Here is a 21,923-nt window from a genome sequence, read left to right on the forward strand (position 1 = left end):
CTGTCCGGCTCGGCTAGCCATTTCTGACCGCCGCCCGTTCCAAAAGAGACACCTGTCCTTAACGGTACACATCTCACAAACGAAAAAGCCCCTTGCCGTTTCCGACAAGGGGCTTTCCGCGATCATCGCACTAACTGAAACCGCCTGAGCAGCTTCAGCCCACGCAGGATGTCAGCGAGACATCATGTGTTCGGCGGTGTTCGTCATGATGAAGATCGTGCCGATAAAGAAGATCGCCACGAACATCAGCGTGAAGAGGAACACGTTATTGTTCCACTTGTTCTCGGACGACGTGTTCATGTGCAGGAAGAAGATCAGGTGGACAACCACCTGAACCGCAGCCAGCACCGAGATGGCCGTCAGCGTGCCGGAAGGCGACATGCTGTGACCCATCACGATCATGAACGACGCGACAGTCAGAACAACGGCAAGAATGAACCCGATAACGTACGAGCTCACACTGCCATGGCTTGAGCCCTCATGGGCGGAATGGTCAGTACTCATCAGATCATGCTCGCCAGATAGACATAGGTGAACACGCAGATCCACACGATGTCGAGGAAGTGCCAGAACAGGCTCAACATGGTGAGCTTGTTCATCATGCGCTCGGAAATCGCGGAAACGCCCGAGAGCTGCACGATCAGCGTGATGATCCACACCAGACCACACGAAACGTGCAGACCATGGGTCGAAACCAGCGTGAAGAATGCCGAGAGGAACGCGCTCCGATCCGGACCAGCTCCCTCTGCAATCATACCGGCGAATTCACGGACTTCGAGGAACACGAACCCAAGGCCAAGCAAGAACGTGATGCCCAGCCACATCTGGACCGATTTGATCTGACCCTTATGGGCCGCGATCATACCGAAACCATAGGTGATGCTCGAGATCAGGAGGAGCGCTGTTTCCAGCGCCAGCCCCGAAATCTCGAACAGTTCCTTGCCCGTGGGCCCTCCATTGAACTGGTCATGGAGGACTGCGAAGACGGCGAACAGCGATCCGAAGATGATGCAGTCCGTCATCAGGTAGACCCAGAACCCGAACACCGTCGGAAGTTCGTGGTGTTCGTGCTCCGCGTGCGCGTCGTTAAGAGTTGTGTCTTGCGCCATTACTCAGCCGCCTGTGCCATGAGTTTGCGGGTGTGCTCGTTCTCGATACGGGCAACCTCCTCGGCGGGGATGTAGTAATCCACATCCTGGTTCGCACTGCGTGCAATCACCGTTGCGAAGATGCCCACAAGCGCGATGACCGCAAGCCACCAGATATACCAGACAGCTGCGAAACCAAGCACAAGGCTGAGAACGCCAACGGCAACACCGGCGACCGTGTTCTTCGGCATGTGGATCGGCTGATAAGGCCCACCCGCATGACGTGTGTCGATGCCGTTCTCCTTGTCGTGCCAGTACGCATCGAGCTCATGCACATGCGGCACGATCGCGAAGTTGTACGGCGGCGGCGGGGAGGACGTTGACCACTCGAGCGAACGACCATTCCACGGATCACCCGTGAGATCACGGTTTTCAACCAGATTACGGTCACGAACCGAGACATAGAGCTGCGTCAGCTGGCAAACGATACCGAACAGGATCAGCACCGCACCGACTTCGGCAACCAGAAGCCACGGATACCATTCCGGATTGTCGTAGTGGTTCAGACGACGGGTCATGCCCTCGAAACCGAGAACATAGAGCGGCATGAAGGCCACGTAGAAGCCGACAAACCAGAACCAGAACGCCCGCTTGCCCCATGTTTCGTTCAGCTTGAAGCCGAACACCTTGGGGAACCAGAAGTTCATGCCACAGATATAGCCGAAATACACACCGCCGATGATGACGTTGTGGAAGTGGGCAATCAGGAAGAGGCTGTTGTGAAGAACGAAGTCAGCGGCCGGAATAGCCATCATCACACCGGTCATACCACCGATCGTGAAGGTAACCATGAAGCCAACGGCCCAGTACATGGTGGCGTGAAACTGCACGCGGCCCTTGTACATCGTGAACAGCCAGTTGAAAAGCTTAACGCCGGTCGGGATGGAGATGATCATCGTCATGATGCCGAAGAAGGCATTGACGTCAGCACCCGCACCCATGGTGAAGAAGTGATGCACCCACACGACGAACGACAGCACCATGATGGCGCAGGTCGCATAGACCATCGTCGCGTAACCGAACAGCGGCTTGCCCGAGAAAGCAGGAACCACTTCCGAGAACACACCGAACGCCGGAATGATGAGAATGTAGACTTCCGGATGACCCCACGCCCAGATCAGGTTGAGGTACAGCATCTGGTTGCCGCCACCATCATTGGTGAAGAAGTGCATGCCGAAGTAACGGTCAAGACCCAGTAGGGCGACAGCTACCGTCAGGACCGGGAACGAGACCATGATCAGCACGGACGAGCACAGGGCCGTCCAGGTGAACACGGGCATCTTCATCCAGGTCATGCCGGGCGCACGCATCTTCACGATGGTGACGAAGAAGTTCACACCCGTAAGCAGCGTGCCGACACCTGAAATCTGGATGGCCCAGATATAGTAGTCGACGCCGACGCCGGGGCTGAACTGCATCTCGGACAGAGGCGGATACGCCAGCCAGCCGCACTGCGAGAACTCACCGATGAACAGGGAGATGTTCACCAGAATGAACGCAACGGCCGTCATCCAGAAGCTCAGGTTGTTCAGGAACGGGAAGGCCACGTCACGCGCACCGATCTGAAGCGGCACGATGAAGTTGAACAGTCCGGTCATGAACGCCATGGCCAGGAAGAAGATCATGATCGTTCCGTGAGCGGAGAAGATCTGATCGTAGTGATGGGGCGGCAGATAGCCGGGATTCCCCGCGTACGCCAGCGCAAGCTGGGAACGCATCATGATGGCGTCCGCGAAACCGCGGAACAGGGCCACGAGCGCCAGCACGATGTACATCACCGCAAGACGCTTGTGGTCAACGCTGGTGAGCCACTCTTTCCAGAGGTAGCCCCATTTTCCGTAATACGTGATCAGGCCGAGAACGGCGATGCCCACGATCGCGACACCCATGAACGTGCCGACTAGGATCGGCACATCCAGCGGGATATCCGCGAATGATAATCTCCCTAGCATTTGGATCCTACTCCTTCATGTTCATGTCGGACATCGCGGACTGGACGTGAATCATCTTGCCCGTGCTCTTGTCCATGACCATGCCGTTATTGTACTTCGCCACGATCTCGTCGAAGAGGTTCGGCTCGACGTGAGAGAAGTAACGAACCGGCTCAGCTTCGCTCGGCGCAGCCAGCTTGGCGTAAGTCGGATTGTCGAGCTGATCGGACGAAGCCCGCACCTTCTCGACCCATGCAGCATACTGATCCTGCGGCATGGCCAGCGTGCGGAACTTCATGTCAGAGAAGCCGCGGCCGCTGTAGTTCGCAGATTCACCCAAATAGTCGCCCGCTTCGGTCGCCATCAGATGGAGCTGCGTCTGCATGCCCGCCATCGCATAGATCATGGAACCGAGCTGCGGAATGAAGAAGGAATTCATCACCGCATCGGATGTGATCACGAAATGGACCGGCGTGTTCACCGGAATGGCAAGCTGGTTGACCGTGGCGATACCCTCGGTCGGATAGATGAACAGCCACTTCCAGTCCAGCGCCACAACCTCGACGTCCAGCGGCTTGGTGTTCGCCTCTGCGTCAAGCGGACGATACGGATCCAGCGAGTGGCAGGTCTGGTAAGTGATGATCGCCAGGAAAATGATGATCAGCGTGGGAACGCCCCAGATCATCACTTCGACTTTGTTGGAATGACTCCACTTCGGCAGATACTCGGCCGACGTATTGGAGGCCCGATACTTCCAAGCGAAGACGCATACCATGATGATTGTCGGGACAACCACAATGAGCATGGCGATCACCGACTCGACGATCAGGAATTTGAGCTGGTCTCCCACCGGCCCCTTAGGGTTCAGGATGTCCCACTCACATCCCGCCAGTGGAAGCACCGAAGCAAGACCAGCCAATCTGGCTGCTCCCTTCAGGTACTTGTTTCTCATCGTACGTCCCTCGATTCTGACATACTCGTTCAAGCCTCGACATTAGGCCCGCGCTTCACAGCTCAATGACAGCCACCAACCGCTGACGGTCTGCGGGCCACGCTGCATTACGACAAATCAATAATCCCACAAGCCTGTTACCACAATGCACGAAACACCTTCGGTATGGGCGATCTTCCCTATCAGACCGTCAAAAACCGCCCTCACCACACCTCACGTAATGTTTCAGTTAATTTCAATACTCACAGGCCTTTTCAATTTCGGCGCGTGGATGCGGCTTTTCGAAAAGCCCCACCTCACGCTTCCGACACCGCACTCCCTCTCAATTCCTCATGCCCATATTTTTCGACACAGCCATGCGTCCGGTGCCTTCTTACGTTCATTGCCTCTTTACGAAGCATCCGACTCCCACAAACAAAAAAACCCGCCTCTCGTGAGAGAGACGGGTTTTTCGACATCCAAACGGCGCTTCCGCCCTTCGGCACAAGGCCGAAGCCTTACTGATTGTTGTTACGCGTACCCATGAACTGCAGCATGAACTGAAAGAGGTTGATGAAGTTCAGATACAGGCCGAGTGCATCGTAAACCGCGCGCTTAGCGGCACCTTCCGGACCTTCATACATCGCGAACTGCGGATAGGTGGCCTTGATACGCTGGGTATCGAAAGCGGTAAGTCCGATGAACAGGAACACACCCACTACGCTGTAGATGAAGTAAACCGCCGGACTGGCAAGGAACATGTTCACCAGTCCCGCGATGACCAGACCGAACAGGCCCATCATCAGAAAGGACTGGAATCGCATCAGATTCGCGCCGGTCGTGTAGCCCCAGAGGGAGGTGGCTCCGAATGTGATGGCCGTTACCAGAAACACCCGCGCCACGGACACGCCCGTATAAAGCAGGAGAATGCTCGACAGGCTGGCCCCCATCACGCCGCAGAACGCCCAGAAGAGCCCCTGCACCGCAGGCCGGGAAAGGCGATTCACGCCAAAAGACATCACCATGACAAAGCCAAGTGGCGCGATCATCGCCAGCCAGCCGAGGCCGGTAGGTGCCACGTTGTAGCCCTGCACATGGAAGAAAGCATCCCGCACCGACGTGTTCGCGATGAGGTACGCTACGAGCGCCGTCAGCAGCAGCCCCGACGCCATCCAGTTGTAGACCCGGAGCATGTAGGCACGCATGCCTGCATCAATGGCCGACGACTGGGCTCCGGTGGCAAACGGCGACGACTGAAAGTCGCGACTGAATGACATGTATTGCTCCCTGCTAGATCACCAGAGGTCTCAACTGCGGTCTGGTAGGTACCATATGGAAACGTACCACGACGGCTTCAACCATCCGTATCATTTTAGACTCCAATACACGGCCCACAGCCCGACCGCCAGTTAAAGAGGAGTCATTCATCCGACACCCTCACAGCCGGTCCCTAAGTGCTCACATACAATCACCTTTTCGTGACATCCGTTTCCAAAACCCTGACCGCGACCTTTTCCCTGCCCGACGACTGACCCACGCCATCGTTCCCCGCCGCTTCGTCTGAATCCGCGATACACCTTGGATGAAACGGGTCGGTTCATCTTTGCGACACCCCTTCGGAACGCCGGAACAGCATAATTCGCAGGTTTCCGCCCCTCATTTGATGCATGGGCGCTTCCACATGACACGATTGACATCATTGGGTCATGCGGGCTGTCTGGCTCACAATGGTAATTCCGCATTGATTTGCCGACTGAAGCCGCAATCAGTGACTTGTCGAGGACAGACGATATGATCCGCCCCGCATCCGCCAAGAGGTTTTCCCTCCTTGGCCTCCTCGCGGCAGGAACCTTCCTTGCCGCAGCCATGGGCCAGCCTTCCGGTCCGGCCCGCGCCGACGACCCTCAGGGCGCGACCGGTGAAGCCATCATCCATGCCGACGATCATCCCGAGAACTGGCTGACCTACGGTCGCACCTATTCCGAGCAGCGCTACAGCCCGCTCGACCAGATCAACCGCGACAACGTGGGCAACCTCAAGCTCGCCTGGACCTATGAGTTCGACAGCAATCGCGGTCAGGAAGGCACCCCCCTGATCGTGGACGGCGTGATGTACGCCACGACCAACTGGTCCAAAGTCAAGGCTCTGAAGGCCGACACCGGTGAGCTTCTGTGGGCCTACGATCCAAAAGTGCCCGGCAACATCGCCGACAAGGGCTGCTGTGACAGCGTCAACCGTGGCGCAGCCTACTGGAACGGCAAGATCTATGTCGGCACCTTCGACGGCCGTCTGATCGCTCTTGACGCGAAGACCGGCAAGCTCGTGTGGCAGGTCAACACGATCCCCAAGGAAGCCCAGCTGGGCAAGCAGCGTTCCTACACGGTCGATATCGCTCCGCGTATCGCCAAGGGCCGTGTGCTGATCGGCAATGGTGGTGCGGAATTCGGTGCGCGTGGCTTTATCTCCGCGTTCGATGCCGAGACCGGCAAGCTGGACTGGCGCTTCTTCACGGTCCCGAACCCGAAGAACGAGCCGGACCATGCGGCCTCCGACAGCATCCTGATGAGCAAGGCCTACAAGACGTGGGGACCGAAGGGCTACTGGACGCAGCAGGGCGGTGGCGGCACCGTCTGGGATTCGCTCGTCTATGATCCTGTGACCGATCTGGTCTACATCGCGGTCGGCAACGGCTCACCATGGAACTACAAATACCGCTCCGAAGGCCGGGGCAACGATCTGTTCCTTGGCAGCATCGTAGCCGTGAAGCCGGACACCGGCGAGTATGTCTGGCACTTCCAGGCCACGCCGATGGATCAGTGGGACTACACCTCGGTCCAGCAGATCATGACGCTTGATCTGCCGATCAATGGCGAGAAGCGCCACGTCATCATTCACGCTCCGAAGAACGGCTTCTTCTATGTGATCGATGCGAAGACCGGCCAGTTCATTCAGGGCAAGAACTACGTCTATGAGAACTGGGCCTACGGCCTCGATCCCAAGACCGGCCGCCCGATCTTCAACCCCGAAGCGCTTTACACGCTCAACGGCAAGTGGTGGTACGGCATTCCCGGCCCGCTGGGCGCCCATAACTTCATGTCGCTGGCCTACAGCCCCAAGACGGGCCTGGTCTACATCCCAGCGCATCAGATTCCGTTCGGCTACAAGAACCAGGTTGGTGGCTTCAAGGCCCACCCGGACTCCTGGAACGTCGGTCTGGACATGACCAAGAACGGTCTGCCCGACACGCCGGAAGCCCGCACAGCCTACATCAAGGATCTGCACGGGTGGGTGCTGGCCTGGGATCCGGTGAAGCTGGAAACCGTCTGGAAGATCGACCACAAGGGTCCGTGGAACGGCGGTCTGCTTGCAACGGGCGGTGATCTTCTGTTCCAGGGTCTCGCCAACGGTGAGTTCCACGCCTACGACGCCACGAACGGCAAGGATCTGTTCAGCTTCAACGCACAGAGCGGCATCATCGCGCCTCCGGTCACCTACAGCGTGAACGGCAAGCAGTATGTCGCGGTTGAAGTGGGCTGGGGTGGCATCTACCCGATCTCGATGGGTGGCGTGGGCCGCACCTCCGGCTGGACGGTCAACCACTCCTACCTCGCGGTGTTCTCGCTTGATGGAACGGCCAAGCTGCCGCCGATGAACAACATGGGCTTCCTGCCCGTGAAGCCGCCGGCGGACTACGACACCAAGCAGGTCGATAACGGCTACTTCCAGTATCAGACCTATTGCCAGACCTGTCATGGCGACAACGCGGAAGGCGCTGGTGTGCTGCCCGATCTGCGCTGGTCCGGCTCCATCCGTCACAAGGACGCGTTCTATAATGTGGTCGGCCGCGGCGCTCTGACGGCCTATGGCATGGACCGTTTCGACACCTCCATGACGCCCGATGAGATCGAGTCAATCCGCCAGTATCTCCTCAAGCGCGCCAACGAGACCTATCAGCGTGAAGTCGATGCCCGGAAAAATGACGCGAACATTCCCGTCAATCCGACGCTCGGCATCACGCAGTGATCGGCCGTTCCAGCAATGACCTCATCCGAACAAAAGCGACGCGGTGGTGAAACCATGATCAAGGGACTCAAGGCTGCACTTGGTGCAGCCACCCTCGGGCTTCTGGCGGGAACGGCTCTCGGTGCCTCTCCTGCTGCGGCTCAAAGCACAGACAGTGACCTTGTCACACGGGGCGCGTATATCGCGCGCCTCGGTGACTGTGTGGCCTGTCATACCGGCCTGCACGGCCAGACGTTTGCTGGTGGTCTTGAAATCAAGACCCCGGTCGGCACGATCTATTCGACCAACATCACGCCATCCAAACAGAATGGCATCGGCAATTACACGCTGCAGGATTTCGACAACGCGGTTCGACACGGTTTCCGCAAGGACGGATCGTACCTGTATCCGGCCATGCCGTATCCGTCTTTTGCGCGCATGACGGACGACGACATCAAGGCGCTGTACGCTTACTTCATGCAGGGCGTACCGGCTGTCGAACAGCCCAACAAGCCGGTGGACATCTCATGGCCGCTGTCCATGCGCTGGCCGCTTGGCCTGTGGGCCAAGATGTTCGCCCCAGCCGCCAAGCCCTTCACTCCCGCCCCGGGATCTGATCCGGTCGTTGCGCGTGGTGAATACCTCGTCACGGGTCCGGGTCACTGCGGTGCATGTCATACGCCGCGTGGCTTCTCCATGCAGGAAAAGGCCTATGACGGCGCTGGTGGCGCAGAATTCCTCGCCGGTGGTGGCGTGATCGACAACTGGATCGCGCCGAGCCTGCGTGACGATCCGGTGGTGGGTCTGGGACGCTGGACGGAAGACGATCTTGTGCAGTTCCTGCGCTCTGGCCGTATCGACCACTCCGCCGTCTTCGGTGGCATGGCCGACGTGGTGGCATGGAGCACGCAGTACTGGACCGAGGACGATCTTCGCGCCACGGCCCGTTACCTCAAGAGTCTTCCGCCCGTACCGAAGGCCAAGGGTGACTACACCTACGACGCCTCCACGGCTGAAGCTCTGGATTCCGGCAAGACCGCTGGCATGACTGGCGCAGACATCTACATTGAACAATGCGCCATCTGTCACCGTAACGACGGTGGTGGTGTCGCCCGTATGTTCCCGCCGCTGGCAGGAAACCCGGTTGTTGCAACGGACGATCCGACGTCGCTGGCTCATGTCGTCGTCGCTGGTGGCGTGCTGCCGCCCACCAACTGGGCGCCTTCCGCCATCGCCATGCCGGCCTATCACAAGCTGCTCAACGACCAGCAGGTGGCCGATGTCGTGAACTTCATCCGCACGTCGTGGGGCAACAAGGCACCGGCTAACGTGACCGCTGCAGGTATCACCAAGCTGCGCACGTCGAATCAGCCGCTTGGCACGCAGCGTGGATGGACGGCCTCCTCCACCAACTACTCCTCTTGGGGCCTGTTCCCGCCGCAGCCTTATGGCAACGGCTGGAGCTTCGCACCCCAGACCCATACGGGTGTGGACGAGGCGAAGTAAGCTTTACGAACTATCGGCTGTCGGTCTCCTCGGCAGCCACAAGGAAAAGCCACGGGACCGTTCCCGTGGCTTTTTTTATAGCCAGCCTCATCATGTATTCGCGACTGGCATGACGCATTGCAAACAGGGGCGCCGTCCCTACCACTTCACATCGTCTCGTATCCGTTCTCCCATGAAAAAAGGGCGCTCCCGTATGGGAACGCCCTTTTCATGAAATCGATTGCCGCTGTCAGCGTCGGCCAGCGTTTTCGCCACGGATCAGTGTGCCGGACCCCGACTGCGTGAACAGTTCCAGCAAACACGCATGCGGCACCTTGCCGTTGACGATTACCGCCGCTCTGGCCCCTGCCTGCACAGCTTTGAGGCAGGTTTCCACCTTAGGGATCATACCGCCCGAGATCATGCCGGACTCGATACCCTTGCGCGCTTCCTCCGCCGTCAATTCGGGGATGAGCTTGCCCTTTTCATCCAGCACACCGGGCACATCGGTGAGCATCAACAGACGGGACGCATGGACGGCACCGGCAATCGCACCTGCAACCGTATCGGCATTAACGTTGAACGTCTCGCCGTGGTGTCCACCCGCAACCGGCGCGATCACGGGAATCAGACCTGAACCTGAAAGAGCATACAAAACCTGCGGGTTGATCTCGTCAGGTTCGCCCACAAACCCCAGATCCACCGTTTCGAGCTTGCCTGTGGCAGGATTTTTTACCTTCCGCTCCAGCTTGCTGGCGCGAACAAGACCACCATCCTTGCCGGAAATCCCCACAGCCAGCGCACCCGCCTCATTGATGAGCGTCGCCACCTGTTTGTTGACCGATCCGCACAGCACCATCTCGATGATGTCGATAGCGGACGCGTCCGTCACACGCAGGCCGTCCACAAAGGACGACTTTACCTGCAACCGCTCCAGCATCTGATTGATCTGCGGACCGCCACCATGCACGACGACAGGGTTGATCCCCACCAGCTTGAGCAGCGCGATGTCCTTGCCGAATGTCTCGGCCAGTTCGGGATTGCCCATGGCATGACCGCCATATTTCACGACAATCGTGTCGCCCGCATAGCGGCGCAGGAATGGCAACGCTCCAGCCAGCGTGGTCGCCTGTTGCAAGGCATCCGCCATCGGAAGACCTTCCTGCGTCATGTCGTCTTTCCTTCACCTCGATCCGGGAAGAGCCATGCTCCCGGAGAAAACAATCAATTCGCCGGTTCCTCGGCAAACGCCGCCAGTTCCGCCCGCAATTCGGGAATGCCGCGTCCGGTCTGACTGCTTGTCGGCAGGACCACCGGATGCGCCGCCGGATGGCGGCTCATTTCCGCTGCAACCTCCCGATACCGGGCTTCTTCAGCCTTCGGCTTCACGTCATCGCATTTGGTTAGCACAACCTGAAAGTTGATGGCCGCCTTGTCGAACAGGTCCATCACCTCGCGGTCGGACGCTTTCGTCTCGACACGCGCATCCAGCAGCAGCACGACACGTCGCAGGTTCGGTCGGCCACGGAGATAATCGAACATCATCCCCTGCCAGTCTTCTTTCACCGATTTCGCGGCCTTGGCGTAGCCATAACCCGGCATGTCCACCAATACGAGACGACCACCCAGTTCGAAGAAGTTGAGCTGCTTCGTGCGCCCCGGCTCGGACGACGCGCGCGCTAGGCTTTTCTGTCCTGTCAGCGCGTTGATGAGGCTGGACTTACCCACATTCGAGCGACCCGCGAACGCCACTTCCGGTGCATCGGACACCGGCAACTGGGAAATGTTCTGCGCGCCGTGAAAGAACTCGCACGGACGCGCGAACAGCAGACGTCCCGCCTCGATCAGCTCAGGCGAAAGCGTCAGCGAGGCCGAAAAATCGCGTCCGTCCGCGTCTCCCATGCTCAGCTTTTTCCTCCGGTCTTCTTCGGCGGCGGAATGATCTCGGGCTGCCCCTTCTTGCGGTCGTGCGCGCGCTTGATGACGAACTGCTGAACCACCGTGAGAAGGTTGTTCCAGCAATAGTAAATCACCAGACCGACCGGCTGACGCGCCATAAAGAACGTGAAGACGAACGGCATCATCATGAACACGGTCTTCTGCGCCGGATCGATCGTCGCCGGATTGACCCGCTGCATCAGCCAGATGGTCAAGCCGTAGAGGATCGGCCATACGCCCAGCCACAGCCACGATGAGATATGCGTGGGATCGAACGGCAGCAGTCCGAACAGATTGAACAGGTTTGTCGGGTCCGGCGCGGACAGATCGTGAATCCACCCCACAAACGGCGCGTGACGCATCTCGATGGTGACGTAGAGCACCTTATAGAGACACCAGAACACGGGTGCCTGAATCAGCAGCGGCAGACAGCCGCTGAACGGGCTCACGCCCTCTTCCTTGTATAGCGCCATGATGCGCTGGTTCAACTGAACCGGATCGTCCTTATACCGCTCGCGAATCTCCTTCATACGCGGCGCGACATCGCGCATCGCGGCTGCCGAACGGAAACCCTTGGAGGCAAGCGGGAAGAACACCGCCTTGACGATCAGAGTGAAGGTCAGCAGCGCAAGACCAAAATTGCCGAAGAACTGATACAGCGTATCCAGCACGAAGAAGACGGGCCGTGTGAGGAACGAGAACCAGCCGAAATCCACGGCCTTCCAGAAGTCCGGAATGTTCAGATCGTGCTGATAGCGCTCCAGAAGCCGCACTTCCTTGGCGCCCGCGAACACATGCGAGACGGTCTGCGCCTCGGCATTGGGTGCTGCCACCAGCGGATTCCGCGCCGTAAAGCCGACCTGATACGCTCCATCCGGCGTATCGAAACCATAGGTGCCGGTCACTTCGCTGGTCTGATCGGGCACAACAGCCGCGAGCCAGTATTTGTCCGTGATACCAGCCCAACCGCCAGTGCCGGCCTTGGTCCACGACACATAGTTCGGAGCCGTGGAACCATCCCGCAGCGACTTGTAGGATTCTTCCCCTAGACGTCCGCCGATGACCGAGATCGGGCCTTCGTGGACCAGCATCCCGCCCGTCTCTTCCGGTGTGTACCCCCGCACGACACGCGAATACGGCACCAGAGCTACGGCGCTACCGGTCGCGTTGCGGACCTTCTGCGTCACGGTGAACATGTAATCACGGTCGATCGCCAGATCGATCTCGAACGTCAGGCCCGCACCATTATCCCAGGTCAGGGCAACCGGGGCGTCGGAGCCAAGCTTCGGGGCCGTCGCCGTCCACAGCGTATGCGCGTCCGGCAGGCGCACGGTGGCGCCGGGAGAGGCATACCAACCGAACTCGACGTAAGTCGGCTCCTTCTCGCCATGTGCTTCAAGTACGCGAACGAGCGGACTGTGTGGCTTTACCGTCTCATGATAGTTGCGCAGCACGAGATCATCGAGCCGCGCACCACGCAGATTGATCGAGCCACTCACATCCACCGCATCGATCGGCAGACGGGCCGGAGTCGCGTTCGCTTCATCTTCCGGCTGGCGCGTAGCCGCCGTCACCGCCGTGGGCGACGCCGGCGCACCCTGTTGGGTGGCGGTCTGCCCCTGAATGGCCGCCGGGGTCTTGTTCTCCGGCATGAAGTAGTCGAAACCGATCAGCACCAGCGCCGACAGGATGGTCGCCAGTATTACGCGTCTGATATCCATACCGAGCGGCTGGCCTTCTCTGCTTCTCGTGACACTCCGAGCCAGCCCCCACGCAAGGGTCCGGCATGATCGCGCTCTCTCATACCTCAATTGCGCACGATTGCCAGATGCCGGGGCAAACTATGTGCGTGTAGTATCTTTCTCACGAACGGGCGGCACCGGATCGTAACCGCCTTTCACCCACGGATTGCAGCGCAGGATGCGGCGAAACGTCAGCCAGCCACCACGCCAAGGGCCATGACGCTGCACAGCCTCGATGCCATAGCAACTACAGGAAGGGTGATAACGACAGTTCGGACCGACCACGGGCCGAAACGCCACCTGCCAGATCCTCATGAAACCAACGAGACCGCCGGACACCAGCCGCGACAGCGAACCGCTCACGCAATCACATCCGTTTTGCGCAGAGCGCGACGAAGATCGTCCACCAGATCGGTGAACACGCGACGCCGCGTGCCGTCACGGCCGATCAGCACAAGATCCACGCCCTGCAGCGAGGTTTCGCGCTCCACCATTCGCATTGCTTCACGCAAACGACGGCGTGTGCGGTTACGCACCACGGAGTTGCCGACTTTTTTTGTCACGGTAAAACCAACGCGGGCCGCTCCATCATCATCGCGACGGAGCGCCTGCAGAACCAGTCCCGGCATAGGCGCCTTGCGCCCTTTGGACGCGAGAGCAAGAAACTGGCTGCGTTTTTTCAGGCGGATCGAGCGTTGGTGCTCTGAGTCGCTGACATCCGTTTCGACCCGTCCTGTCATGTCTAAGCCCGTGGCTCAGGCAGAAAGGCGCTTGCGGCCCTTCGCACGGCGGTTCGCAAGAACGCGACGGCCACCAACGGTGGCGGAACGGGTGCGGAAGCCGTGGCGACGCTTACGGACCAGCTTGGACGGTTGATACGTGCGCTTCACGGCGACACTCCTCGGATGATTCTCAAATCAATTACGAAAGCAGGCTATCCGGATTCGTTCCCGACCTTGCCTGGATCGCGGGCTTATAGTCATGTGGCCTTGTTGCGTCAACGTCTGCGGGACATGCCCGCGCTCCGAGGAGACCGATGTGCCCCGTGTCCTGCCCGCCCTTACGGTCTTCACCCTCGTGCTCGGTTGCGGGCTTGTTGCGCTGTTCGTGCCACTTCCGCTTTTCGGTCGCGTGCTGCTCATCGCGGCGTCAGCTTTCGTTGCAACGGGCGCGCTGATGTGCCTGACCCAGCCACCGGCCCTGCCAGATCCGCGCGACACAGTCGCGCCCGCTTCCGCCGTCGCCCCCGAGATTTCTCCGCGCCTGCGCCACGATCTGCGTGGTCTCATCGCTCCGGCCATGCTGACAGCCGATCAACTCGCGCTCAGCCCGGACGAAACCACACGCACCCGCGCCGAGCAGATTCTCGCCGCTCTCGACCGGATGACAGAACGCCTCAAATCCTCAAAAAGCTGAGTCTCAGGCCGTTTCAGGACGCTCGATCAGCTCGATCTTGTAGCCATCGGGGTCTTCCACGAAGGCAATCACGGTCGTGCCGAACTTCACCGGTCCCGCCTCGCGTGTGACTTTACCGCCCCCCGCGCGAACCTTTTCCACTGCGGCCTTCACATCCGACACACCTACGGCAAGATGACCGAAGCCGGTACCGACGTCATAACCGTCGTCTTCGCCCCAATTATACGTCAGTTCGACTTCCGCCTGCCCGTGTGCATTATCGGCGTACCCGATGAACACCAGCGTATAACGTCCATCTGGCACCTCGCGACGACGAAGTTCGTGCATGCCGAGCAGCTTGTAGAACGCGAGGCTGGCGTCGAGATTCTTCGTGCGCAGCATCGTGTGCAGGAACGTGCCCATTTTTCTCTCCGATTCAGTGAGACCGTCACGTATCGAACGATCCTTCAATGCCTTTGAACTCAGCTTTTCGCGAGTCCCCACAGAAACAGTCCTGCCGCATCCGCCGCTGCGACGCACGCCTGTGGGTCGATCAACAACGTACCACCCGCCTCGAAAGCGATGCCGGACAGTTTCGCTCTTGCGGCACCCTCGATGGTTTTTGGCCCGATCGTGGGCATATCCGCCCGCCGCTCCTGTTCCGGCTTGCACAGCTTGACCAGCACGCCACCAGCGCCGGGCTGACGACAGGCTGCCGCCCGTTCCAGCATCGCGTCCGTGCCCTCCATGGCTTCGACCGCCAGCACCACGCCATTCTGCACGACGCAGCCCTGCCCGATGTCCAGCCGCCCCAGCGCCCGCACCACCTCGACACCCCGCGCAATATCGCTCTGCGCTCCCTCATCGGGTGTGTAACGTCCAAGTGCGCCGACTTTTCCCAGAGACCGGGAAAGAAACTCATGCGCGCCCCGCACAGTGAAGCCTTCCTCACCCAGCACGCGCACAAGCGCCCCGAGCAGCCCATCATCCCCCGCGAAAAGCGCACGACCGAGTCGCGCGAGGATTCGCGCACCTTCTGCATCGGGTCTCAAATCGCGAAAAGACGGCCGCCGCACCGGGCCTATGAGAACGATGTCCCCGCATCCATGCGCGCGCAATTCGGACAGAATCTGACCGGCTGCCGCCAACCGCACCCAAGCATGCGGCCACGGCGCGACAATGGAAGGTTCAGCAAAATCCTGAAAGGCAATCATAAACACAGGTCGCCCCTGTGCCGCGATGGCCGCCGCCACCTGCCCCGGCAGCGGACCACCTCCAGCGAGGATACCGACACAGCCAGAGGCCTGTTCCACGCGGGGCGTCATGATCCCGCGATCCCTAGCCCGCTTCGGTCTCGCTCGTGGTGAAGCCCGCCTGCGCGATCCGCACAAGCCCGCGGCGACTTTCCCCTTCAATGAAGGCGAGGATTTCGGCCACGCGCGGATCGTCTCCGAACTGCTCGCGCACGAGTCCAAGCCTCTGCGTGAAGACGCCGCCTTCTCCATCGCGCGGATAGAGCAGACGGAAGGCCTGCCGCATCCGGTGACGTTCTTCCAGTTTCACCCCGTGGCGACGCAGCCAGATCCAGTGCAGCCCGACAAGCCGCGCCCGATTGCCCAGAACGCTGCCATAGGGAATGACGTCCGCTTCCACACCGGCCACGCCCCCGACAAGCGCTGCACGCCCAATGCGCACGAACTGATGGATGGCCGCAGCCCCCATCACCCGCGCATCGTCGTCGATGGACACATGACCGCCCATGACCACGTTGTTCACGATGATCACGCGATCGCCCAACGTGCAATCATGAGCCACATGGGCATTGGCCATGATGAGGCAGTCCGCGCCCACATGCGTCAGCCCTGTCCCCGTGGCTGTGCCACGATGGATGGTCACATGCTCGCGCACGACCGTCCGCGCTCCGATTTCGCAGCGCGTTGGCTCTCCGCCGTATTTGAGGTCCTGAGGCGCCAGCCCGATCGTCGTGAAGGGAAAATACCGCGAATCCGCACCGAGTCGCGTTCGACCATCGACGATGACATTGGCGATCATCTCGACGCCGTCACCCACCTCGACATGAGGACCGATCATGCACCACGGCCCGATCTTCACGCCCGCACCCAACTTTGCGCCGGGCGCGACGATGGCTGTCGGATGGATCACCGTCGGGACATCCTGATCTTTCATGGAAAGAGCCGATGCCCCTGCTTTCGTCGCTTCAGCCAGAACTGCCCCCATTGCCGCCTGTAGGCATTTTTGCTGCTCCCTGCGGCATCTGCTGGTTGCGCAAAACCCAGATGCGCCGCCTCAGTCCATGATCATGGCGCCGAAAGTCGCTTCCGCGACCGAGACCCCATCCACATGTGCCATACCCTTGAACTTCCAGACATTCCCACGCTGGCGCTCTTTCTCCACATGAATACGGAGTTGATCGCCCGGCCCGACAGGCCGGCGGAACTTGGCGTTCTCGATCGTCATGAAATAGACGAGCTTGCCTTCAAAGGCCTTACCAAGGGTCAGAACGACGAGCGTCGCCGCCGTCTGGGCCATTGCCTCCACAATCAACACACCCGGCATGACGGGCCGTGCGGGGAAATGTCCCTGAAAGAACGGCTCATTGACCGAGACATTCTTCACACCGACAGCCGACTCACCAAGTTCGACGTCAACCATCCGGTCAATAAGCAGAAATGGGTAGCGATGCGGAATCGCTTCCATGATGCGCATGATATCCACGGCGTCAATGTGCGTCGCTTCGCTCGTGCGCTCCTGCATGTCGTGTTTCTGATCCACGTTCCTGAAACCACCCTTGCCACGCGCCCGGACGGCGCTGCTTCAACTCTACTCTCCGCCCGAGCCGGACGTCTCGTCATCCTTCCCCGGACGCTTCGACAGCTTGCGCAATGTCGCCACGTTACGGAAGAACTCCCGGAACGGCATGGCCGGACTGCCGATCACATCCGCCCCGGCCTCCACATCCGACATCACGCCGCATTGCGCGCCGATACGCGCCTTGGAGCCGATGCGAATATGCCCGATCAGACCGGCCTGCGCCGCGACCGTCACAAAATCCCCCAGTTCCGTCGAACCGGAGATTCCAGCCTGCGACACCACGATGCAGCACCGACCGAGCCGGGTGTTGTGGCCAATCTGAACCAGATTGTCGAGCCGCGACCCTGCACCGATGACCGTATCCTGCACCGAGCCACGGTCAATGGTGGAATTGGCGCCCACCTCGACATCGTGTTCCAGCACCACACGCCCAAGCTGCGGCACCGTCTCGAAACCCTCAGGCCCGACCGCGAAGCCGAAACCGTCCTGACCGATCCGCGCCCCGGGAAACAGCGTCACCCTGTCGCCCAGCGTCGCGTGGGAAACGCTTACATGCGCCCCCAGCCGGCAGTGGCCGCCAACCACCACGCCATCTCCGATGACCGCATGAGAGCCAATAATCGTGCCCGCGCCGATTTCAGCGCTCTCGCCAATCACGGCGAAGGGACCGATCTCGCAGGACGGATCGATCACCGCCCCGTCCCCGATCACGGCAGAAGGATGGATACCCGGACGCGCGGAGGGTGCCGGGTGGAACATCCGGGCCACGCGCGACCACGCCAGATAGGGCGTTGAAGACACAATGGCCGCACTGCCAGCGGGCACGCGCTTGGCAAAAGCCGGTCCCACAATGATGAGTCCGGCCTGTGTTCCATCCAGAAGCGCCGCATAGCGCCGGTTGTCGAGGAAACTGACCTCATCGGCCTGCGCGGCCTGAAGCGGACCGATCCCGCCATACAGGCGGTTCACATCCCCGCCGTCACGCGGCGGAAGATATTCTCCGCCCGCGACGTCGGCCAACGCCTCGCCCGTGAACGGCCCGCTACGACCGAAGAAACGCGCGTCCGCTACCTTGCCTGACGCGGAGCGCTCACCCGGAGTTTCGCGACGACGGGCCATTCAGCGCGTCTCGCCCGTCATTTCTGCGGCGCGGCCTGGCTGGTCGTCGCCTGCGGGCCCGGCGGCGGGGAAGCCGTGGTGGGCATTTTTCCCGACTTCGCCAGAACCTCAGGGTCCTCACCAGCCGCCGGGATATAGACCTTCGGCAGCACGGCGTTGAGCTGCGACGCCACTTCGTTGGTGATGTCCTGCCCATCCACATGCAGAGCGACCTGCTCGCTGTGCAGCACGAGATTCATGCCGTGGGCGCCAGCCACCTTCTGGATGACCTGCACCAGTTCACGCTCGATCTGCCCCAGCGCGACCTGAGCCGCTTCCTGAATGATGCGGTTGCGATCACGGAACTGCCGCTGCGCGCGCATCACCTTGGACTGAAGATTGCGCTCCTGCGTCTGGATCTGATCGGCGGTCATGCTCTTGGCATTGGCCTGCAGCTTCTGCTGCTCCTCACGCCAGCCAGCCTGCGCGTGCTGCGCATCGCGCGCCAGTTCGTCACGACGGCCACCCAGTTCGCGCTCGACCTGCTGACCCGCAAGGGACTGACGCATCACGTCACCCACGCTGATCAGGCCGATGACAGCTGCCGGAGGAGCCGCTTCTTTCGCCACATCGGCTGCGGGCGGAATGGCCGGCTGCGGAAGGACCGGAGGCGGACGACCGTTTCCTTCATCACCACCACCCTCATCGCCACCCTCGTCCGCATCAGGCTGCGGCGCAGGCGCGGGACGTGTCGCATGGGACGGCCCATGAACCGGCGGCGGCACCTGATGCGCCGTCTTGGGCACGAACCACCCGCTGCCACCACCCGCCGCCTGCGCGAAGGCCGCCTCTCCGGATAGCAGTGAACTGCCCGCGAGAAGCAGAGAAGAGGCCAGCAGCGTGGCCCGGGAGAAACGAAACATGGTCACCTCAGAATTGCTGGCCGAAGCCGAAGCGCAGAACCTGCGTGCGGTCATTGCGACTACGCATGATCGGGAAGCCTGCATCGATATTGAGAAGGCCGAACGGGCTCTGCCACGAGATACCGGCACCGGCACTCACACGCGGCGTCAGCGTGTTGCCACTCACGCCCTGATAGTAATCGCCGTCCTTGGCTTTATTGGTCCAACGATGAGCAACGCGCAGACCGGCCAAACTACCGCTATCAACAAACGCACGTCCCCTCAAACCCATCGACGACGCATACGGAATAGGAAAGTGAACTGTCGCGGACGCGGTATAGATAAAACGACCACCGAGCAGATCTTCACCGCCACGGACTTTCCCGTTCGGCCCCAGTTCCGGCCACGTCTGACCGATCGCACGCGGACCGGCACCACCGTCGAGGAAGCCGCGCAGATTGTTACCACCGAGATAGAAGTTATCGATGATCCACTGCTTGCCACCGCCCCAGTCGGTCATGTAGCCGGTGCCGCCTTTGAACTCGACGGTCCAGTCATGGTTGCCCATCAGGTCATCGAGCGGGAGGTAATAGGCTGCATCGAACTTGCCACGCACATATTTGGCGTCACCACCGATACCCGCAAAATCGCCACCCAACCGCAGGATGAATCCCTTGTGCGGCATGATGCGACGGTCACGCGTGTCATACTGAATCGTAGTGCCGAGCTGCGACAGCAGCGAATGCCCCTGATTGTCCAACACGTACTGGGACGAATGATCCCACACACCGCCGACGTGACGTTCCATCAGTGAGTAGTTGAAGGACTGCGACAGATGGTTCGTATAGGAATAACCCATACGGAGCGTGATGCCGTACCGGCCTTCCGAATAGTTCTGATACGTCTGGTAACGGTTGTTGATATAGAAAATATCCGCGCCGACCACGAGATTGCGGTTCAGGAAGTACGGATCGGTAAACGAGATATCAGCCTGACGCTCATAATAGGCCATCGTGCCCGAGATACCGGCATCGACACCCGTTCCCAGCAGGTTGTGCTGCTTAAGGCCGATATTACCGATGATGCCAACGTCCGTGGAGTAACCACCACCGAGCGAGAACTCACCCGTAGGCTTTTCCACGACACCCGTGGACACATTGACCTTGTCCGGCGCCGAACCCTGCGACTGGGAGATGTTCACGGACTTGAAGTAGCCCAGATCTTCCATCGACTGCTTGGCATATTTACGCAGAACCGGCGTGTACGGGTCGCCCTCGGCCATCGGCAGCTGCCGACGGATCACGTCGTCCCGCGTAACGGTGTTGCCGTTGATGTCGAGACGCTCGACATACATGCGCGGCCCTTCGCTCACATCGAAGAGCAGGTTGACGATGTGCTTCTCGGGATTGCGCGCAATGGACGGACGCACGACCGCGAACGGATAGCCATCGGCCTGGAGGCTTTCCTCCATATTGGTCGCGTTCTGCTGGATCGCGTTGCCGTCGTACCACTGATTGGGGAACAGCTCGATATACTTACGCAGCGACACGGCTGGCGCATGGCGCAGGCTGGAGCGGATATCGATCTTGCCAAGCCGGTAACGCGGTCCTTCCTTGATCGTGAACGTCACGAAGAAGGATTTGCGATCCGGCGACATTTCACCCGTGGCGTTGACCATCTGGAAATCGACAAAACCGTTTGCCAGATAGAACCGACGCAGCAGTTCGCCATCGTATTTCAGACGCTCGGGATTGTACTGATCGGCCGAGGAGAAAAAGCGATACCACGCTGTCTCCTTCGAGGAGACAACGCTGGCAAGACGGGCTTCGCTGTAGAACTTGTTACCCACGAAGGCGATACGCTTGACGAGCGTCTGCGGCCCTTCGGAAATGCGAAACACGACATCCACGCGGTTATGCGCGAGCTTGACGATCTCGGGCGTCACATCCGCGCCGTAACGGGCCTTCTGCGCATAAACCTCAAGAATCTTCTGCCGATCGGCCGATGCCTCGTCCGTCGAGAACACCGCACGCGGCCGCAGGGAAATAACCTTGGTCAGGTCTTCATCCTTGGCCGCATGATTGCCTTCGAACACGATGCGGTTGACGACCGGATTCTCCACCACGTTGACGATCAGCGTGGTGCCGGACCGCTTGATCGTTACGTCCTTGAACAGACCGGTGGCGTAGAGCGTCTTGAGAGAGCGATCGAGATCATCCTGACTGAACGGGTCTCCCACACGGGAGACCATATAGGACTGGATGGTGCTTTCTTCGATACGGTCGTTGCCGTGGACCTGAATGTCCTCGATACGGCTGCCGCGCGTCACGCCTTCGCCCGCAAGCACTGCTCTTGCAGCCACAGGATTCTGGTGACGTGGAGCGAACTGAGCTTCGGCTGCATGGGATACGAGCGTCGGCAGTACGAAGACCGACGCAAGCAGAGCCGAACGTTTACTCTTCAACACCAGCACCCTTTCCGTCCAGGAGCCATATTGCACGACCAGACCTGCCCCGCGG

Annotated in this window: 21 protein-coding genes; 3 read left to right on the forward strand and 18 right to left on the reverse strand. The window is 60.1% G+C overall.

Going from position 1 to position 21,923, the window contains the following annotated elements:
• Window positions 1-171: 171 nt before the first annotated feature.
• From cyoD to KUA11_RS07155, 5 genes are all read right to left on the reverse strand, one after another.
• On the reverse strand, window positions 172-504 hold the full coding sequence (gene cyoD / locus KUA11_RS07135) for a cytochrome o ubiquinol oxidase subunit IV (RefSeq protein WP_217409635.1): 333 nt from the start codon (window positions 502-504) through the stop codon (window positions 172-174).
• Window positions 504-1,109: a cytochrome o ubiquinol oxidase subunit III gene (cyoC, locus tag KUA11_RS07140; protein ID WP_217409636.1), complete on the reverse strand. Its 606-nt coding sequence runs from the start codon at window positions 1,107-1,109 to the stop codon at window positions 504-506. The genes cyoD and cyoC overlap by 1 nt, the downstream gene beginning before the upstream one ends.
• Window positions 1,109-3,100, reverse strand: coding sequence for a cytochrome o ubiquinol oxidase subunit I (gene cyoB, locus KUA11_RS07145; RefSeq protein ID WP_217409637.1), 1,992 nt, complete (start codon window positions 3,098-3,100; stop codon window positions 1,109-1,111). The genes cyoC and cyoB overlap by 1 nt, the downstream gene beginning before the upstream one ends.
• A gap of 7 nt (window positions 3,101-3,107) precedes the next feature.
• Window positions 3,108-4,031 (reverse strand): ubiquinol oxidase subunit II, encoded by a 924-nt coding sequence (cyoA, locus tag KUA11_RS07150; protein ID WP_217409638.1) that lies wholly within the window; start codon window positions 4,029-4,031, stop codon window positions 3,108-3,110.
• 497 nt (window positions 4,032-4,528) lie between these two features.
• Complete coding sequence (locus KUA11_RS07155; protein WP_217409639.1) at window positions 4,529-5,287, reverse strand: Bax inhibitor-1/YccA family protein; 759 nt, start codon at window positions 5,285-5,287, stop codon at window positions 4,529-4,531.
• A gap of 514 nt (window positions 5,288-5,801) precedes the next feature.
• On the opposite strand from KUA11_RS07155, the gene KUA11_RS07160 reads away from it, so the two are divergent.
• Window positions 5,802-8,033, forward strand: coding sequence for a PQQ-dependent dehydrogenase, methanol/ethanol family (locus tag KUA11_RS07160; RefSeq protein WP_166313205.1), 2,232 nt, complete (start codon window positions 5,802-5,804; stop codon window positions 8,031-8,033).
• A 54-nt stretch (window positions 8,034-8,087) separates the two neighbouring features.
• Window positions 8,088-9,518 carry a c-type cytochrome gene (locus KUA11_RS07165; protein WP_254454739.1) on the forward strand — a complete coding sequence of 477 codons (1,431 nt, stop codon included), beginning with the start codon at window positions 8,088-8,090 and terminating at the stop codon, window positions 9,516-9,518.
• A gap of 229 nt (window positions 9,519-9,747) precedes the next feature.
• On the opposite strand, the gene argB is transcribed toward KUA11_RS07165, so the two are convergent.
• From argB to rpmH, 6 genes are all read right to left on the reverse strand, one after another.
• Entirely contained in the window at window positions 9,748-10,668 is a 921-nt protein-coding gene (gene argB / locus KUA11_RS07170; RefSeq protein WP_217409641.1) for an acetylglutamate kinase, read from the reverse strand.
• Between the two features lie 53 nt (window positions 10,669-10,721).
• Complete coding sequence (yihA, locus tag KUA11_RS07175) at window positions 10,722-11,399, reverse strand: ribosome biogenesis GTP-binding protein YihA/YsxC (protein WP_217409642.1); 678 nt, start codon at window positions 11,397-11,399, stop codon at window positions 10,722-10,724.
• A 2-nt stretch (window positions 11,400-11,401) separates the two neighbouring features.
• Window positions 11,402-13,156 carry a membrane protein insertase YidC gene (gene yidC, locus KUA11_RS07180; protein ID WP_217409643.1) on the reverse strand — a complete coding sequence of 585 codons (1,755 nt, stop codon included), beginning with the start codon at window positions 13,154-13,156 and terminating at the stop codon, window positions 11,402-11,404.
• Between the two features lie 120 nt (window positions 13,157-13,276).
• Window positions 13,277-13,540, reverse strand: coding sequence for a membrane protein insertion efficiency factor YidD (yidD, locus tag KUA11_RS07185; RefSeq protein WP_368040954.1), 264 nt, complete (start codon window positions 13,538-13,540; stop codon window positions 13,277-13,279).
• The gene (rnpA, locus tag KUA11_RS07190) at window positions 13,537-13,917 is read right to left on the reverse strand and encodes a ribonuclease P protein component (RefSeq protein ID WP_217409644.1); all 381 of its coding nucleotides are present in this window, start codon (window positions 13,915-13,917) and stop codon (window positions 13,537-13,539) included. Before rnpA ends, yidD begins: the two co-directional genes overlap by 4 nt.
• Before the next feature lie 15 nt (window positions 13,918-13,932).
• Window positions 13,933-14,067 (reverse strand): 50S ribosomal protein L34, encoded by a 135-nt coding sequence (gene rpmH, locus KUA11_RS07195; RefSeq protein ID WP_217409645.1) that lies wholly within the window; start codon window positions 14,065-14,067, stop codon window positions 13,933-13,935.
• Between the two features lie 148 nt (window positions 14,068-14,215).
• Between rpmH and KUA11_RS07200 the strand changes: the two genes are divergently transcribed.
• Complete coding sequence (locus tag KUA11_RS07200) at window positions 14,216-14,593, forward strand: hypothetical protein (protein ID WP_217409646.1); 378 nt, start codon at window positions 14,216-14,218, stop codon at window positions 14,591-14,593.
• A 3-nt stretch (window positions 14,594-14,596) separates the two neighbouring features.
• On the opposite strand, the gene gloA is transcribed toward KUA11_RS07200, so the two are convergent.
• The 7 genes from gloA to bamA form a co-directional block, all read right to left on the reverse strand.
• A complete protein-coding gene (gene gloA / locus KUA11_RS07205) occupies window positions 14,597-14,995 on the reverse strand; it encodes a lactoylglutathione lyase (protein WP_217409647.1) in 399 nt (132 codons plus the stop codon).
• Window positions 14,996-15,054: 59 nt separating this feature from the next.
• Window positions 15,055-15,897 carry an LpxI family protein gene (locus tag KUA11_RS07210; RefSeq protein WP_217409648.1) on the reverse strand — a complete coding sequence of 281 codons (843 nt, stop codon included), beginning with the start codon at window positions 15,895-15,897 and terminating at the stop codon, window positions 15,055-15,057.
• A 13-nt stretch (window positions 15,898-15,910) separates the two neighbouring features.
• Window positions 15,911-16,759, reverse strand: coding sequence for an acyl-ACP--UDP-N-acetylglucosamine O-acyltransferase (lpxA, locus tag KUA11_RS07215; protein WP_254454756.1), 849 nt, complete (start codon window positions 16,757-16,759; stop codon window positions 15,911-15,913).
• A 120-nt stretch (window positions 16,760-16,879) separates the two neighbouring features.
• Entirely contained in the window at window positions 16,880-17,347 is a 468-nt protein-coding gene (gene fabZ, locus KUA11_RS07220; protein WP_166313084.1) for a 3-hydroxyacyl-ACP dehydratase FabZ, read from the reverse strand.
• 66 nt (window positions 17,348-17,413) lie between these two features.
• Window positions 17,414-18,523 carry a UDP-3-O-(3-hydroxymyristoyl)glucosamine N-acyltransferase gene (gene lpxD, locus KUA11_RS07225; protein ID WP_217409650.1) on the reverse strand — a complete coding sequence of 370 codons (1,110 nt, stop codon included), beginning with the start codon at window positions 18,521-18,523 and terminating at the stop codon, window positions 17,414-17,416.
• 17 nt (window positions 18,524-18,540) lie between these two features.
• Window positions 18,541-19,425 (reverse strand): OmpH/Skp family outer membrane protein, encoded by an 885-nt coding sequence (locus KUA11_RS07230; protein WP_217409651.1) that lies wholly within the window; start codon window positions 19,423-19,425, stop codon window positions 18,541-18,543.
• A 7-nt stretch (window positions 19,426-19,432) separates the two neighbouring features.
• The gene (gene bamA / locus KUA11_RS07235; protein WP_254454757.1) at window positions 19,433-21,868 is read right to left on the reverse strand and encodes an outer membrane protein assembly factor BamA; all 2,436 of its coding nucleotides are present in this window, start codon (window positions 21,866-21,868) and stop codon (window positions 19,433-19,435) included.
• Window positions 21,869-21,923: the final 55 nt, after the last annotated feature.

The sequence above is a fragment of the Acetobacter estunensis genome (genome assembly GCF_019083805.1).
In the GTDB taxonomy this organism is placed as follows: domain Bacteria; phylum Pseudomonadota; class Alphaproteobacteria; order Acetobacterales; family Acetobacteraceae; genus Acetobacter; species Acetobacter estunensis_A.